The organism is Ectothiorhodospira marina (assembly GCF_900109495.1).
GTDB classification, from domain to species: domain Bacteria; phylum Pseudomonadota; class Gammaproteobacteria; order Ectothiorhodospirales; family Ectothiorhodospiraceae; genus Ectothiorhodospira; species Ectothiorhodospira marina.
Genome location: NZ_FOAA01000002.1, coordinates 104,187 through 119,378, shown reverse-complemented (window position 1 = coordinate 119,378; position 15,192 = coordinate 104,187). Strand labels below are relative to the sequence as shown.

The 15,192-nt window shown below is 65.5% G+C and carries 14 protein-coding genes; all 14 read right to left on the bottom strand.

Going from position 1 to position 15,192, the window contains the following annotated elements; all coding sequences use genetic code 11:
- Positions 1 to 41: 41 nt before the first annotated feature.
- From BMY52_RS03135 to mraZ, 14 genes are read right to left on the bottom strand one after another with little or no spacing between them, the layout of a single operon-like run.
- The gene (locus BMY52_RS03135) at positions 42 to 818 is read right to left on the bottom strand and encodes a cell division protein FtsQ/DivIB (protein WP_090250827.1); all 777 of its coding nucleotides are present in this window, start codon (positions 816 to 818) and stop codon (positions 42 to 44) included.
- A 10-nt stretch (positions 819 to 828) separates the two neighbouring features.
- The gene (locus tag BMY52_RS03130) at positions 829 to 1,764 is read right to left on the bottom strand and encodes a D-alanine--D-alanine ligase (protein ID WP_090250824.1); all 936 of its coding nucleotides are present in this window, start codon (positions 1,762 to 1,764) and stop codon (positions 829 to 831) included.
- Entirely contained in the window at positions 1,761 to 2,663 is a 903-nt protein-coding gene (gene murB, locus BMY52_RS03125; protein ID WP_090250821.1) for a UDP-N-acetylmuramate dehydrogenase, read from the bottom strand. The genes BMY52_RS03130 and murB overlap by 4 nt, the downstream gene beginning before the upstream one ends.
- Complete coding sequence (gene murC / locus BMY52_RS03120) at positions 2,660 to 4,090, bottom strand: UDP-N-acetylmuramate--L-alanine ligase (RefSeq protein ID WP_090250819.1); 1,431 nt, start codon at positions 4,088 to 4,090, stop codon at positions 2,660 to 2,662. The genes murB and murC overlap by 4 nt, the downstream gene beginning before the upstream one ends.
- Complete coding sequence (murG, locus tag BMY52_RS03115; protein ID WP_090250816.1) at positions 4,087 to 5,175, bottom strand: undecaprenyldiphospho-muramoylpentapeptide beta-N-acetylglucosaminyltransferase; 1,089 nt, start codon at positions 5,173 to 5,175, stop codon at positions 4,087 to 4,089. Before murG ends, murC begins: the two co-directional genes overlap by 4 nt.
- On the bottom strand, positions 5,172 to 6,371 hold the full coding sequence (gene ftsW, locus BMY52_RS03110; protein ID WP_090250814.1) for a putative lipid II flippase FtsW: 1,200 nt from the start codon (positions 6,369 to 6,371) through the stop codon (positions 5,172 to 5,174). The genes murG and ftsW overlap by 4 nt, the downstream gene beginning before the upstream one ends.
- Positions 6,368 to 7,684, bottom strand: a complete 1,317-nt coding sequence (murD, locus tag BMY52_RS03105; RefSeq protein ID WP_090250811.1) for a UDP-N-acetylmuramoyl-L-alanine--D-glutamate ligase — start codon at positions 7,682 to 7,684, stop codon at positions 6,368 to 6,370. The genes ftsW and murD overlap by 4 nt, the downstream gene beginning before the upstream one ends.
- A gap of 25 nt (positions 7,685 to 7,709) precedes the next feature.
- Positions 7,710 to 8,792 carry a phospho-N-acetylmuramoyl-pentapeptide-transferase gene (mraY, locus tag BMY52_RS03100; RefSeq protein ID WP_090250809.1) on the bottom strand — a complete coding sequence of 361 codons (1,083 nt, stop codon included), beginning with the start codon at positions 8,790 to 8,792 and terminating at the stop codon, positions 7,710 to 7,712.
- Entirely contained in the window at positions 8,773 to 10,152 is a 1,380-nt protein-coding gene (locus BMY52_RS03095; RefSeq protein WP_090250807.1) for a UDP-N-acetylmuramoyl-tripeptide--D-alanyl-D-alanine ligase, read from the bottom strand. Before BMY52_RS03095 ends, mraY begins: the two co-directional genes overlap by 20 nt.
- Entirely contained in the window at positions 10,149 to 11,657 is a 1,509-nt protein-coding gene (locus tag BMY52_RS03090) for a UDP-N-acetylmuramoyl-L-alanyl-D-glutamate--2,6-diaminopimelate ligase (RefSeq protein ID WP_090250804.1), read from the bottom strand. Before BMY52_RS03090 ends, BMY52_RS03095 begins: the two co-directional genes overlap by 4 nt.
- Positions 11,654 to 13,366, bottom strand: coding sequence for a peptidoglycan D,D-transpeptidase FtsI family protein (locus tag BMY52_RS03085; protein ID WP_090250801.1), 1,713 nt, complete (start codon positions 13,364 to 13,366; stop codon positions 11,654 to 11,656). The genes BMY52_RS03090 and BMY52_RS03085 overlap by 4 nt, the downstream gene beginning before the upstream one ends.
- 2 nt (positions 13,367 to 13,368) lie before the next feature.
- Positions 13,369 to 13,638, bottom strand: coding sequence for a cell division protein FtsL (gene ftsL / locus BMY52_RS03080; RefSeq protein ID WP_090250799.1), 270 nt, complete (start codon positions 13,636 to 13,638; stop codon positions 13,369 to 13,371).
- Positions 13,635 to 14,618, bottom strand: a complete 984-nt coding sequence (rsmH, locus tag BMY52_RS03075) for a 16S rRNA (cytosine(1402)-N(4))-methyltransferase RsmH (protein ID WP_090250796.1) — start codon at positions 14,616 to 14,618, stop codon at positions 13,635 to 13,637. The genes ftsL and rsmH overlap by 4 nt, the downstream gene beginning before the upstream one ends.
- Entirely contained in the window at positions 14,578 to 15,030 is a 453-nt protein-coding gene (gene mraZ, locus BMY52_RS03070) for a division/cell wall cluster transcriptional repressor MraZ (RefSeq protein WP_090250794.1), read from the bottom strand. The genes rsmH and mraZ overlap by 41 nt, the downstream gene beginning before the upstream one ends.
- Positions 15,031 to 15,192 lie beyond the last annotated feature (162 nt).

Here is a 15,192-nt window from a genome sequence, read left to right as displayed (position 1 = left end):
CTGTCGCTGTTGCCTGTTGGTCATGCATGTCTTCAATTCATTCATTCCGATACCTCCGCCGGCTCTTCCCAGGCGACGGCAATGCCGTTGGTGTAACGCATGTCGATACGCTTGATGGGCTCATCCCGATGCTCCGTCAATCGCGGATACATGCGCACCAGACGATCCAGACGATCCGTATCCATGCCACGCCCCATGACCACCTGACTGCCATCCTGCAGCCGGATCACCCAGGAGCGACGCGCATCCTCCCTGAGTCCCGCCACTTCCAGACCCACATCCGCGAGACGGGCCTGAACGGCAAGATAACGTTCCATCAGCGGCCGCTCGCGGCCTTCACGCCCCCTCAGGGTGGGCAACCCCTCCGGGTGAGTCTCCACCGGAGGGTGAAAAAGTTCACCATACTGATTGAGCAGTGCGGCCTCGCCCCAAACCGCCACCGGCACCTGCTCATCCACCCGAACCTTCAGGCGATCCGGCCATTCACGGCGCACCGAGACGCCGTACACCCAGGGCATTGCCTCCACCGCTTGCTCCACCGGCCGCAGGTCGAGGCTGAAGAAGCCGCCGCCCACATAAGGCGCCAGGGTCTGCGATATCTCCTGGCGATCCAGGTACTGAAACGCCCCCTCGATCACCACGCTGCGCACTGGCAGGGTCTCTGGATGCAGCAGACGCTCCACGCCCTGGGTCACAAGCGCCATCAGCAGCACAACCAGCCCTCCCAGCCATGCCAGGCGCAGGCCGCGGCGCAGCAACGGCCGGCGCCACCAGGGAGGTTGCGGTTGATGCCGCCGGGCCATGGTGCGTTTGCGCATGCGCACTGCATTACCGCCCTCCCGGCGTCAGGGTCGTGGCCAGAATGCGGACGACCAGCGCCTGGAAATCCAGCCCCGCCGCCCGTGCGGCCATGGGGACCAGACTGTGATCCGTCATGCCCGGCACGGTGTTCACCTCGATGAGCCAGGCGCCACCCTGTCCATCCAGCATCAGATCCACCCGGCCCCAGCCCTCACCGGATACCGCCTTGAAGGCATCCAGCGCCAGCCGCCGCAGCCGCTCTTCCTCCTCGGCGGGCAGCCCGCAGGGACAGTGGTAGCGGGTGTCTTCCGATTGATATTTGGCCTCGTAGTCGTAGAACGCCCGGGGGGTCTCCAGCCGGATCAGCGGCAGTGCCTGTCCGTCCAGGATGGCAACGGTGTACTCGGCACCACGCACCCAGCGCTCGGCGAAGACGGGACCGCCACACCGGGCAGCCGTCTTCTGGGCCTGAGCCAGCGCCTCAAGCCGCACCACCTTGGACATGCCAATGCTGGAGCCTTCCAGGGCCGGTTTGACGATCAGGGGCAGGCCCAGGGCGTCAACGATCGCCTGGGGGTCCGAGCCCTGCTCCAGCACCCGGAAGTCCGGCGTGGGCAGACCGGTGCCACGCCACAGACGCTTGGTCAGCAGTTTGTCCATGCCCAAGGCCGAGCCAGCCACGCCGCTGCCGGTGTAGGGCAGGCCCAGCACCTCCAATGCCCCCTGGATGACGCCATCCTCCCCGCCCCGGCCATGCAGGACGATAAAGGCCCGGTCGTAGCGGTCCCGCGCCAGCACATCCAGGATGTCCCGACCGACATCCACTCCATGGGCGTCCACATCGGCCGACCGCAGGGCCTTGAGCACCTCGGCACCGCTGCGCAGTGAGACCTCCCGCTCCGCGGACCAGCCGCCCATGAGCACCGCCACCTTGCCAAAATCCGCCACGTTCGAATGATTCATGCCCGAGCCTCCCGATGCGGTTCACCGACGATGCGCACCTCCGACTCCAGTGCCACACCGTCATGCGCCTGGACTGCCTGGCGCACATGGTTCATCAGGTCTTCGATGTCCTGGGCCCGGGCACCACCGGTATTAATGATGAAATTGGCATGCTTCTCGGATACCTGGGCACCACCGATGGCAAAACCCTTGAGCCCGCAGGCCTCGATCAGTCGCGCCGCATGATCTCCGGGAGGATTGCGGAACACCGAGCCACAGGAGGGTTGGCCGATGGGTTGGGTCTTGCCGCGCCGGGCCAGCAACTCCTTGATGTGCTGGCGGCTGCGGGCACCCTCGCCGGCCTGGAACTGGAGCACAGCCTCCACAAACCCCGCCTCTCCCGGGCCACGCACCGAGCGGTAACCCACCTGGTATTCCGAGGCGTGACGCCGCGTCATCCGCCCCTGGCGATCGATGGTCACCACCTCCCGTACATGGGACCAGGTGTCATCCCCCCAAGCCCCGGCATTCATGGCCAGGGCACCCCCCAAGGCGCCGGGGATCCCGGCGAAGAACTCACCACCCACCCGGTCATGCTCGGCGCAGAACCGGGCCAGCTTGGCGCAGGTCACCCCGGCCCCGGCCCGGACCCGATCATCTTCCAGTATCTCCAGGTCATCCATGATGCCACTGCAGGCGATCACCGTGCCGCGCACGCCCCCATCACGCACCAGCAGATTACTGCCCAGCCCAACCCACAGCAGGGGCTCCCCAGCACGCAGCCCGGAGAGGAAGCGGCCCAGGTCCTCCACATCGGCAGGGCGATACCAGCGATCCGCCGGCCCCCCCACCCGCCACGAGGTGTGGCGCGCCATCCATTCATTGATGCGCAGTTCGCCTCGCAGATGGCCCGCAGTCATTCCAGGCCTCCTGTCGTCCCGAGGGCCCGCGGCAGGCTGGCAGACAGCGCGCCCACATTGCCGGCCCCCTGGGTCAGCAGCACGTCACCATCCTCGAGGACACCCTTGAGGGCCTCCACAAGGCGCTCCGGGGCATCCACAAAGACCGGATCCACCCGTCCGCGCATGCGGATCGCCCGGGCCAGGGTGCGGCCGTCGGCCCCCTGAATCGGCTCCTCGCCCGCCGGATAGACCTCCAGCAAGACCAGCGCATCGGGCTCGGACAGGGTTTCGGTGAAATCCTCGAACAGGTCCCGGGTACGGGTATAACGATGAGGCTGAAACGCCAGCACCAGGCGGCGATCCGGCCAGGCAGCGCGGGCGGCGGCCAGGGTCGCGGCCACCTCGGTGGGATGATGACCATAGTCATCCACCAACAGCACTTGGCCGCTCGCGGTCTGCAATTCGCCGTACACCTGAAAGCGGCGCCCGATCCCCTGAAACCCCTGCAGCGCCCGCTGGATGGCCTCGTCGCCCACCCCCAACTCATGGGCCACGGCCACGGCGGCCAGGGCATTGAGCACGTTATGACGCCCGGGCAGGTTGAGGGTGACCGGGAAGCCGGCATCCCGACCCGGCAGGTGCAGAAGGAAATGGGTGCGGGTGCCATTGGCCCGCAGCTGTGTGGCCCGCACATCCGCCGGCTGCTCCACCCCGTAGGTGAGCATGGGGCGACCGATACGGTCCATCAACTGGCGAATATGGCCATCATCCACGCACAGCACCGCCAGACCATAGAAGGGCAGGTGATGCAGGAACTCCAGAAAGGCATCCCGCAGCCGGCCAAAATCCCCCTCATAAGCTGCCAGATGATCGGCATCAATGTTGGTGACCACGGAAATCATCGGTTGCAGACACAGGAAAGAGGCATCGCTTTCGTCCGCTTCCGCCACCAGGTAACTGCCCTGCCCCAGGCGGGAATGGCTGGCGGTGCTGTTGAGGCGTCCGCCGATGACGAAGGTGGGGTCCAGCCCCCCCTCGGCCAGCAGGCTCGCCACCAGGCTGGTGGTGGTGGTCTTCCCATGGGTGCCGGCCACGGCAATGCCATAACGAAAACGCATCAACTCGGCCAGCATCTCGGCACGGGCCACCACCGGGATGCGCCGCTCACGGGCTGCACATAGCTCCGGATTGTCCGGACGGATGGCACTGGAGATCACCAGCACATCGGCATGGGCCACGTGGGCGGCATCATGACCCTGATGCACATCCACCCCAAGCCCTTCCAGGCGCCGGGTGACCGCGTTCTCCGCCATATCCGAGCCGCTGACCTGATAGCCCAGGTTGGCCAGCACCTCGGCGATACCGCCCATGCCAGAGCCACCAATGCCCACAAAGTGAATCCGGCGGATGCGACGCATGCCGATCATGGCAGTGGGTGCATTCATTGCCCCTCTCCTCCCTGCGCCAGGGCCTGACAGGCCTCGGCCACCCGCCGGGTCGCTTCGGGATGGGCCAGGGCGCGTGCCTTCTCGGCCATCTCCAGCAACTGCGGGCGAGTCATGGCCTGCAGCCTCGCTGCCAGATCCTCGGCATTGAATTGCGTTTGCGGGATCAACCAGGCCGCCCCGGGATCGGCCAGATAGCATCCATTGGTGCGCTGATGGTCATCCACCGCATGCGGATAGGGGACCAGCATCGAGGCCACGCCGGCAGCGGCCAACTCGGAAACGGTCAGCGCACCGGAGCGACAGATCACCACGTCGGCCCAGGCGTAGGCCTCGGCCATATCCTCGATGAACGCATCCACACGGGCCTCCACGTCGGCAGCCTGATAGGCTGCCCGGGCCTGCTCCACGGTGCGCTCACCCGCCTGATGACGGATCAATGGGCGTGCCTCCCGGGGCAACCGCGCTACCGCCTGGGGCACACAGGTATTCAGGGCCAGGGCACCCAGACTACCGCCCACCACCAGCAGGCGCAGCGGCCCCTCCCGACCCGCCATGCGTTCGGCGGGTGCCGGCAGATGCAGGATCTGCTCGCGCACGGGATTTCCCACGGTCATGGCCTCGTGGCGGGTCGCAAAGGTGTGAGGAAAGGCCTCAAGCACCAGGTCGGCGCGACCCGCCAGCCAGCGATTGGTCAGACCCGCGATGGCATTCTGTTCATGAATGACCAGGGGCCGGCCCAGGGCCGCGGCCATCAGGCCGCCCGGGCCGGAGGCAAAACCACCCAGACCCAGTACGGCGCGAGGTTTGAGGCGCATGAGCAGGGCAAGGGCGGCCCAGAGGGCCACACCGACCCGCCAGGGTGCCAGCAGCCAGGTACCCAGCCCTTTGCCACGCAGACCGCTCACCGGCAGGGTGTGGAAGGGAATGCCGGCCTCGGGCACCAATCGGGCCTCCAGACCGTGCGCGGTGCCCAACCAACAGACCACTTCACCCCGAGCCTGCAGATGGGCCGCCACCGCCAGCCCCGGGAAGACATGTCCGCCGGTGCCACCAGCCATGATCAGGATGGGACGCCGACTCATGCGAGCCCCTCCGGTCGGATCTTGCGCCGAGGGCTTCGGCGACGCCAGCCTCCGCTTTCCACGGTTTCCCGATGGACTCGCGCCAACAATCCCATGGCGGCACAGGTCACCAGCATCGAGCTACCGCCATAACTCATCAGCGGCAGAGTCAAACCCTTGGTGGGCAGCAATCCCATGTTCACTCCCATATTGATGAAGGCCTGCAGCCCGATCCAGATGCCGATGCCGTAGGCCAGATAGGCGCCGAACCGGTGGCCCGCCGCCTCGGCCGCCTGACCGATGGCGAAACTACGCCAGATCAGAAAGACGAACAGACCCACCACCACGCAGATACCCACCAGTCCCAGCTCCTCGGCCATCACCGCAAACAGGAAGTCGTTGTGGGCCTCGGGCAGATAGAACAGCTTCTGTACACTGCCTCCCAGCCCCACACCAAACCAGGAGCCACTGCCGATGGCAATCAGTGACTGGGTGAGCTGAAAACCGGTGTTGAAAGGATCGGTCCAGGGGTCCATGAAACCGGTGAGGCGGGCAATACGATACGGGGTCTGCACTGCCAGGTAGGCCATGGCACCACTCACCACACCGAGCAGCAGGATGAACTGCCACAGACGGGCACCCCCCAGAAAGAGCATGCCCAGGCCAATGGCCATGAGCACCACCGCAGCCCCGAAGTCCGGCTGCATCAACAGCGGTATGGTGACCAGCGCCAGCAGCAGCATGGGTTTGACAAAGCCCATCAGGCTCTCGCGCACCTGGCGTCCATGTCGCACCAGGTAACCCGCCAGATACAGTGTGACCAGCAGCTTGACCACCTCGGATACCTGCAGGTTGAACAGACCCAACGAGATCCAGCGGGTGGATCCATTCACTGTCTTGCCCACACCCGGCACCAGCACCAGCACCAGCAGCACATAGACCAGAATCAGTAACAGCAGACCCGCCTGCTCCCAGTAGGCCAGGCGCAGGGAATACAGGACCCAGGCGGCGGTCATCCCCAGGGCCACGAAGATCGCCTGCCGTTGGAAAAAATAGAAGGGCTCGGCCATGCCAACGGAGGCTGATGCCACCATGACCAGCCCCAGCGACAGCAGGGCCAGCACCACCAGGGCCAGGCCCACGTCAATGCGCTGGTGAATCTCCACCGTCAGACGGGTGCCCACATCGCGACTTGCCTGGAGATCCAGCATCTTCATGACACCAGCCTCCGCACCGCCGCCTCGAACACCTCGCCGCGGTGCTCGTAGCCCCGGAACATGTCAAAGCTGGCGCAAGCCGGGGAGAGCAGCACGCTGTCCTTGCGGCGCGCCAGGCGGGCCGCCTCATCCACGGCCTGATCCAGGTCGCGGGCCCGCACCACCGGCACGACGCCGTCCAGGGCCTGTTCGATGACACCGGCATCCTGCCCCAGGAGCACCACCGCCCGGGCCTTCTCCTGAGCCACCTGGCGCAGCGGGGTGAAATCCTGCCCCTTGCCCTGACCACCAGCAATCAGCACCACGCGACCGGGCAAACCGGTCAGGGCCGCCAGCGTGGAACCCAGGTTGGTGCCCTTGGAATCGTTGTACCAGTTCACGCCCCGGAAGGTGGTCAGCCACTGGCAGCGATGGGGCAGACCCGTGAAGCGCCCCAGCACCACGATACTGGTCTCCAGGGGCAGACCAACGGCATCGGCCAGGGCCAGGGCCGCCAGGGCATTGGCAATATTATGACTTCCCGCCACCCGCAGGGTGGATTCGGCCACCAGGGTCTGTTCCCCTCGCGACAGCCATTGCACGCCGCTGCGCATATGCAGGCCGAACTGCCCCGTTTCGGGGACATCCAGACCAAAGCTCACCGGGGAGACCTCCGGCTGCATGGCACTGACCACCGGGTCGTCCCGGTTGATCACCGCGGCCCGGGCCCGGCGGTAGATCCGCGACTTGGCTTCGGCATAGTCGGACAAGTCACGATAACGGTCCAGATGATCTGCGGAAACATTGAGCACCACCGCTGCGGCACAGGCCAACGAGTCGGTGGTCTCCAATTGAAAACTGGATAACTCCAGGACATACAGATCTGGCTCCGGGTTGCTCAGCAGGTCCAGGGCCGGGGGACCCAGGTTACCGCCCACCGCCACCCGACGCCCCGTGGCACGCGCCATCTCGCCCAGCAAGGTGGTCACGGTGCTCTTGCCGTTGGAGCCCGTGATGGCCACCACGGGAGCCGTGGCGGCCTGAGCGAACAGTTCGATGTCCCCCTCCACCCGGGCACCCGCCGCCACGGCCGCCCGCACCGCGGGTTCCCGCACACTGACACCGGGGCTCACCACCAGCCGCTCGAAACCGGCGAACAGGTCCGGATCGAAGGGCCCGCGGTACAGGGAAACCTCCGGAGCCAGGGCCCTGAGCGCCTCGGCACCGGGCGGGTTCTCGCGGGAGTCGGCCACGCAGAAGGGTTCGCCGCGGGCGGTCAGATACCGCGCCACGGATAACCCTGTGCTGCCCAGTCCCACGATCAAGGTCTTCATTGCCTTCGTCACGTCCACACCGCCATCAGCGGATCTTGAGGGTGGCCAGACCGATGAGCACCAGCACCACGGTGATGATCCAGAAACGGACAATCACCCGGGGCTCAGGCCAACCCTTGAGTTCAAAATGATGATGCAGCGGCGCCATGCGAAAGATGCGCCGCCCTGTGAGCTTGTAGGAGACCACCTGGAGGATCACCGACAGGGTCTCCACCACGAAGACGCCGCCCATGATCACCAGCACGACCTCCTGACGGGTGGTCACCGCCAGCACCCCCAGGGCCGCCCCCAGGGCCAGGGCACCCACATCGCCCATGAAGACCTGCGCTGGATAGGCGTTGAACCACAGAAAGCCCATGCCAGCCCCCACCAGGGCGGCCGAAAAGACGACAAGATCCCCCACGCCAGGCACGTAAGGAATACCCAGGTAGTCGGCGAAGACGACATGGCCGGAGACGTAGGCAAATACGCCCAGGGCTCCCGCCACCAGCACGCAGGGCATGATGGCCAGGCCATCGAGACCGTCGGTGAGGTTCACCGCGTTGCTTGAGCCCACGATCACCAGCCAGGCCAGGGGGATGAACCACAGCCCCAGATCGATGGCCACATCCTTGAAGACAGGCATGATCAGGGTGGTCTCGATGGGGTTTTGCGCCGTGTAGAAAAGCAGGATCGCCGTGGCAAAGGCCACCACCGACTGCCACAGCAACTTCTTGCGGGCCGACAGCCCCTGGCTGTTGCCGTAACGCAGCTTCAAGTAATCGTCGATGCCGCCGATTAACCCAAACAGGAGGGTGACGATGAGCACGATCCAGACAAAACGGTTTCCCAGATCGCTCCACAGCAGGGTACTGACGGCCACGGCCACCAGGATCAGCGCCCCGCCCATGGTGGGCGTACCCGCCTTGCCCAGGTGGGTCTGGGGGCCATCGTCACGAATATGCTGGCCCACCTTGTACAGGGTCAGGCGCTTGATCATGGTGGGCCCGACCCAAAGGGCGATCAGCAGCGCCGTGAGCACGCCCAGGATGGCACGCAGGGTCAGGTACTGGAAAACGCTCAGTGCGGTGTAGTACTGGCTCAGATACTCAAACAGAATGAGCAGCATGCTCTTGGCTCCCCGATGGTTCTTCTTGCCGCTCATCCGGCGTGATCAATGCTTCCACGATGCGCTCCATGCGTTGCCCCCGCGATCCCTTGACCAGGATTGTCCCGGCCTCACCCGAGGTTGCTTGCAGGGTATGGATCAGGGCCTCCCGATCCTTGAAATGGGTAGCGCCTGCCCCGAAACCTTCCACCGCGTGGCGGCACAGCGGGCCCACCGCCAGCAGTCGATCAATCCCCCGGGCGGCGGCGTATTCACCGGTCTGGCGATGCAAGGTGGGACCGTCCCCCCCCAACTCACCCATGTCGCCGAGGACCAGGATCCGGGGCGCGGGCTCGTCCAGCAGCATGTCCACGGCGGCACGGGTGGAGGCCGGATTGGCGTTGTAACTGTCATCAATGATGTTGATGCCATGCGGTCCGGTGCGCCGCATGAGTCGCCCGGGCACCGGGGCCAGCGAGGCCAGCCCGGCGGCGATGGTGTCAAGATCCAGACCCAGCGCCAGGGCCGCCGCGGCGGCGGCGGCGGCATTGAGGCGGTTATGAGCCCCCGGCAGGGCCAGGTCCAGGCACACACTCGCACCTTCATGACGAATCCATGCCTTGCCATCGGCGCCCTGCCCCACCCGCACCTGTGCCTGTTCACTGCTGCCGAACAGCAGCGTGCGACGCCCCGCATTCAGGCCCATCCAGAACTGCGCATAGGCATCATCGGCGTTGATCACTGCCACCCCGTCGGTGCCCAGCCCCTGGAAGATCTCGCCCTTGGCGCGGGCCACGCCTTCCAGACTGCCAAAGCCCTCCAGATGGGCCGGACCGGCATTGGTGATCAGCGCCACCCGAGGGCCTGCCAGGGCGGTGAGGCCAGCGATCTCCCCCGCGTGGTTGGCCCCCATCTCAATCACCGCGAACCGGTGCTCCATGGAGAGACGCAACAGGGTCAGGGGCACGCCGATCTCGTTGTTCAGGTTACCCTGGGTCGCCAGGGTATCTCCCGCCTGCTGCAGGATGGCGGCCAGCATCTCCTTGACCGTGGTCTTGCCATTGCTGCCGGTGAGGGCCACCACCTCGGCCGGGCAACGACGGCGCCACCCCGCGGCAAGCGCCCCCAGAGCCAGACGGGTATCCTTCACCCGGATCCGGGGGTGCCCGGACACCACGGGACGATTCACCATGACGGCGGCGGCCGGCAGGGAGGCGTCAATGAATTCATGGGCATCGAAGCGCGGCCCCTGCAAGGCCACGAACAGCGATCCCCCGGATACCTGGCGGCTATCCGTCGACACCCCTGTCACGATGACATTCCCGCCGCTCGGGCTGCCGTCACACAGGGCCGCCACTTCCTGAAGCGAGAGCCGCATCATGCGCCACCCCCGGTCAGGGCCAGGGCCAGATCCCGGTCGCTGTAGGGTCGCACCTCGCTGCCCACCACCTGTCCGGTTTCGTGGCCCTTACCGGCCACCAGCACCATATCCCGGGATCCGGCCTGCATGAAGGCATGACGGATCGCTGCGTCCCTTTCCACCTCGATGTGCACCGCATCGGGGCGAGCAAAGCCACGACTCACTTCCTCAATGATCGTGAGGGGATCCTCCCATCGCGGATTGTCACTGGTGAGGATCACGTGATCCGCATACCGCTCGGCGGCCCTGGCCATGAGGGGGCGCTTGCCCCGGTCCCGGTTGCCCCCGCAGCCGAACACGCACCACAAATGCCCGCTGCAATGGTCCCGCGCCGCCTGCAGAGCCTGAGTCAGAGCCTCCGGGGTATGGGCATAATCCACCACGAGCGTGGGCCCATGGCTGCCACGGAAACACTCCATACGCCCGGGGATGACCGGACTGCGCGACAGGCGCTCCAGGGCATCGGAGAGGGTGACGTCCAGAGTGAGCAACGCGCCCAGGGCGGCCAGAAGGTTCAACACGTTGAACCGGCCCAGCAGCCGGGTTTCCAGTTCGCCGTCGCCCCAGGGGGTATGCACCCGACAACGCACACCCTCGGGCCCGAGGTGCAGATCCGAGGCCTGCAGATGATCCCGCCCTGCCGGATCGGGCCGCAGGCCATAGCCGAGAATCGGCACGTGACCTTCAATGCGACCGACCAGCATCTGGCCGAAGGGGTCATCCAGATTGAGCACCGCCGTTTTCAGGCCCGGCCATTCGAACAGCCTGGCCTTGGCCTCGCCATAGGCGGCAGCGGTCACATGATAATCCAGGTGATCGTGGCCCAGGTTGGTCAGGATGGCCAGGTCGAAGTCCACGCCTGCCACCCGGTGCTGGGCCAGGGCATGGGAGGAGACCTCCATCACCACCTGGCGAATGCCCTGAGCGCTCAACTCGGCCAGCCACCGATGCAGGGTGACCGGGTCAGGCGTGGTCAACCCCGGGTCACGCAACGCACCCCAGCGACCACAGCCCAGGGTTCCCACCACTCCGCAGGGTGCGCTTTCGCTATCCAGGGCAGCCGCCAGAATCTGCGACACCGAGGTCTTTCCATCGGTACCCGTGACGCCCACCACCTTCATGGATCGGCTCGGATGCCCATGAAAGCGTGCCGCCACCTGGCCCAGGTAGCGGCGAAGGTCCGGTGCCTGAATAAAGGGAACATCATCCCCCAGGTGGGGCGCGCTGACCCCCTTGAGAGGCTCCCAGACCACCGCTGCCACGCCCTGGCGAATGGCTTCAGCGGCATGGGTCAGCCCATGATGGTCGTGACCGGCCAGGGCAAAAAAGACTTCGCCGGGTTGAGCCCGGCGACTGTCCAGACACAGGCCGGTGATCTCTCGATCCCATTCCGCGGGCACACTCACATGCGGACTCAGAAGCTCCGACAGGCGCCAGGCAGGGTGGGAAGCGCCGCGCAGGGTCATGCCGGGTGCCCCTGGCCGGGGCCGGACACGGAACGCAATTCGGGCAGGTCGTCCGGCGGGATGTCCATCAGGCGCAGGGCGCCCCGCATCACATTGGAAAACACGGGTGCTGCCACCTGTCCACCGTAGTATTGATCACCACTGGGCTCGTCCACCATCACCACCATCACGAGTCGGGGGTTGCTGGCTGGCGCCATGCCGGCGAACAGGGACAGGTAACGCCCCTCGCTGTAACCGCCAGCGCTGGATTTACGCACCGTGCCGGTCTTGCCCGCCACCCGGTAACCCTCCACGCGCGCCCGCACGCCGGTGCCCTCGGGGGACACCGCGGCCTCCAGCATGTCCACCAGGGCGCGGGCCGTGCTGGCATGCATGACCCGTTGCCCCGGACGGGAGTCCTGGGACTGCACGAAACGAGGCTCGGGCATCATCCCTTCATTGGCGATGGCGGCATAGGATCGGGCCAGTTGCAGCACGGATACGGACACCCCGTAACCAAAGGCCAGAGTGGCCCGATCCACTTCGCGCCAATAGAGAAAATCGCGCAGGGTGCCACCGGCCTCCCCGGGGAAACCGCTGCCGGTGGCCCGACCGAAGCCCACCTGGTAGAGAGTCTCCCACAACTGCTGGGGCTCGATGGCCATGGCCAGCTTGCTGGCGCCCACATTGGAAGACTTGACCAGCAGGGTGGACAGGTCGATCAGGCCATAATTGCGAATGTCACGAATGGTGTGTCGCCCCACACGCAGGGTGCCGGGGCTGGTTTCCAGCAGGGTTTCTGGCTGAAACTGCCCCGACTCGAGGGCAGCGGCCACGGTAAAGGGCTTGATGGTGGACCCTGGCTCGATCAGGTCCGTGACGGCACGGTTGCGAAACCGGTCCCCCTGCAGGGTGTCACGGTTGTTAGGGTTATAGGAGGGCTGGTTGACCATGGCCAGTACATCGCCACTATGAGCGTCGAGGATGACGGCTGATCCTGCCCGCGCACCGTGGGCATGCACCGCCGCCTTGAGCTCCCGATAAGCCAGGTATTGCAGCCGCTGATCGATGGTCAGGCGCAGATCCTGCCCGGGGTTCGCCGGCCGGATGTTTTCCACGTCACGGATCACCCGTCCATAGCGATCACGCAACACCCGCTTGGCCCCCGGCTCACCGGTCAGCCATGCGTTGTAGCCCAGCTCGATACCCTCCTGCCCCTGGTCGTCGATATTGGTGAAACCCAGCACATGGGAAGCCACCTCTCCCATGGGGTAATAGCGACGGTACTCACGCTGCAGCGCCACGCCCGGCACGTTCAACTCGGATACCTGCATCCCCACATCGGGCGTCACGTGGCGACGCAGGTAGACGAATTCACGATCGGCCCGATCGGACACCCGCCGATGAAGAGCGGCCGGCTCCAAACCCAGCACCCGGGCCACCTCCGTCAGGCGCTGCGGCTCTTCCAGAACCTCCTGGGGGTTGGCCCAGACCGTATCCACGGGCGTACTGACCGCCAGGGGTTCACCCTCGCGATCCATGATCATGCCCCGGTGGGCCGGGAGGGAAACCACGCGCAGGTGTCGGGCATCCCCTTCGCCGCGCAGGAAATCCTGCTGCACCACCTGCAGATCCACGCCGCGGGCGAGCACGGCGGAAAAGCCGAGCACAAGCGCACCCAGCACCACCAGGCGCCGCCAGCGGGATACCCCTGTGGTTTCCTCTTTCATCGTCACTCCAGCAGGATCACGGTCGTGCGGCTATCGGGCAGACGCATGTCCAGCCGCTGACTCGCCGCCTCCTCGATCCGACCATGGGTGGCCCAGGTACTCTGTTCCAACTGCAACTGCCCCCACTCAACATTCAATTCATCCCTCAGATTGACTTCCCTTTGCCATTCCATGAACAACACCCGGCTTTGATGCTTGCTGTGAATCACGGCCAGGGCGCTGGCCATGACTGCCACGAACAGGATCGCCAGGCCGGTGAGTTGCCAGTTCATGACAGGCGCTCGGCAACACGCAGCACGGCACTGCGAGCCCTTGGGTTCACAGCCAGTTCAGCCTCGCCGGATCGCTGCGCCTTACCCACGTGACGCAGCGTACGGCCGGGTGGCAGGTCGCGGACCGGCAAGCCCCTGGGGACGGGCTCACCTTCCACCTGACGACGGATGAAACGTTTGACACGACGATCCTCCAGGGAATGAAAACTGATGACCGCCAGGCGCCCACCCGGGGCCAGCACCTGGGGAATCTGCGCAAGGCAGGCATCCAGGGATTCCAGTTCCCGATTCACATGCAGCCGAATGGCCTGGAAGCTGCGTGTGGCCGGATGCTTGTGGCGCTCGTGCCGTGGCACGGCCTCGCTGATCAATTCCGCCAAGTGCCCGGTCCTCTCCACGGGGGCCTCCTCACGGGCCTGCACCAGACGCCGGGCAATACGCCGGGCGAAACGCTCCTCACCCAGATCCCGCAAGACCTTGACGATGTCTCCTTCTTCGGCACGGGCCAGCCACTGGGCTGCGGATTCACCCCGTTCCGGATCCATGCGCATGTCCAACGGGCCATCCTTCATGAAACTGAACCCCCGTGAGGCATCGTCGAGCTGGGGCGAAGAAACCCCCAGGTCCAGAAGCAACCCCTGCACCCGCCCCAGGACGCCGCACCCTTCCAGCAGATCGGACAGATTGGCGAATGACCCCCGCAGAAACTGGAAGCGTGGTTCGGCACCCAAACGCTGGCTGGCCACGGCCTGCGCCTGTGGATCCTGGTCCAGCGCGATCAAACGCCCCGCCGGCCCCAGACACTCGAGGATGGCCGCACTGTGTCCCCCGCGCCCGAAGGTGGCATCCACATAAATGCCGTCCTCCCGCACCGCAAGCCCTGCCAGGGCCTCTTCCAGCAAAACGGGTCGATGACTGTCGGGGGCGGACGCGCCCCCATTAAAGGACGAGGGATTCAAGGGCCGAACTGGGATCACCATCTTCATCTTCTTCCTGCAACCAGGCATTCCGGCAACGTGTCCAGGCATCCTCGTCCCATAATTCGAATTTCTTGCCTTGGCCCACGAGCACGGCACGTTTTTCCAGGCCGGCGTAGTCGCGCAAGGGCGTTGGAAGCAGGATGCGCCCCTGCCCGTCCAGCTCGCATTCAGTCGCATGACCGACGAGCAGACGCTGCATACGGCGCGTCTTGCGATCCATGTTGGGGCGGGAGACAAGGGCTTCCTCGATCCGCTCCCACTCGGGCAGCGGATACACCAGCAGACAGCCATCGCGATCAATGGTGATCACCAAACGCCCCTGACAGGATTCCATCAGACGGTCACGATACCTTGCCGGCATCGCCATACGCCCCTTGGCATCCAGATTCAGGTTGGTGATCCCTCGAAACACGACAGCCCCGGGCCCATTGAATCGCCACCGGCAGGGGTGGCGACGGAGTCACGGGAACATACGGGCCTGTGCCTGGAAGCACGCACCCATACCACCGGTCCCCACGTTTCCCCACTTTTTTACACTATAGGTAGGGCCTCGCGGGGGTGTCAAGGGAAAAGC

What these genes read in the sequence shown, in the direction of transcription:
- rsmH (WP_090250796.1), bottom strand. Translation starts at nt 14,618, where the DNA reads ATGGTGATCCCAGTTCGGCCCTTGAATCCCTCGTCCTTTAATGGGGGC.
- BMY52_RS03085 (WP_090250801.1), bottom strand. Translation starts at nt 13,366, where the DNA reads ATGAAAGAGGAAACCACAGGGGTATCCCGCTGGCGGCGCCTGGTGGTG.
- mraY (WP_090250809.1), bottom strand. Translation starts at nt 8,792, where the DNA reads ATGCTGCTCATTCTGTTTGAGTATCTGAGCCAGTACTACACCGCACTG.
- BMY52_RS03135 (WP_090250827.1), bottom strand. Translation starts at nt 818, where the DNA reads ATGCGCAAACGCACCATGGCCCGGCGGCATCAACCGCAACCTCCCTGG.
- BMY52_RS03130 (WP_090250824.1), bottom strand. Translation starts at nt 1,764, where the DNA reads ATGAATCATTCGAACGTGGCGGATTTTGGCAAGGTGGCGGTGCTCATG.
- murB (WP_090250821.1), bottom strand. Translation starts at nt 2,663, where the DNA reads ATGACTGCGGGCCATCTGCGAGGCGAACTGCGCATCAATGAATGGATG.
- murD (WP_090250811.1), bottom strand. Translation starts at nt 7,684, where the DNA reads ATGAAGACCTTGATCGTGGGACTGGGCAGCACAGGGTTATCCGTGGCG.
- BMY52_RS03095 (WP_090250807.1), bottom strand. Translation starts at nt 10,152, where the DNA reads ATGATGCGGCTCTCGCTTCAGGAAGTGGCGGCCCTGTGTGACGGCAGC.
- BMY52_RS03090 (WP_090250804.1), bottom strand. Translation starts at nt 11,657, where the DNA reads ATGACCCTGCGCGGCGCTTCCCACCCTGCCTGGCGCCTGTCGGAGCTT.
- ftsW (WP_090250814.1), bottom strand. Translation starts at nt 6,371, where the DNA reads ATGAAGATGCTGGATCTCCAGGCAAGTCGCGATGTGGGCACCCGTCTG.
- murG (WP_090250816.1), bottom strand. Translation starts at nt 5,175, where the DNA reads ATGAGTCGGCGTCCCATCCTGATCATGGCTGGTGGCACCGGCGGACAT.
- murC (WP_090250819.1), bottom strand. Translation starts at nt 4,090, where the DNA reads ATGAATGCACCCACTGCCATGATCGGCATGCGTCGCATCCGCCGGATT.
- ftsL (WP_090250799.1), bottom strand. Translation starts at nt 13,638, where the DNA reads ATGAACTGGCAACTCACCGGCCTGGCGATCCTGTTCGTGGCAGTCATG.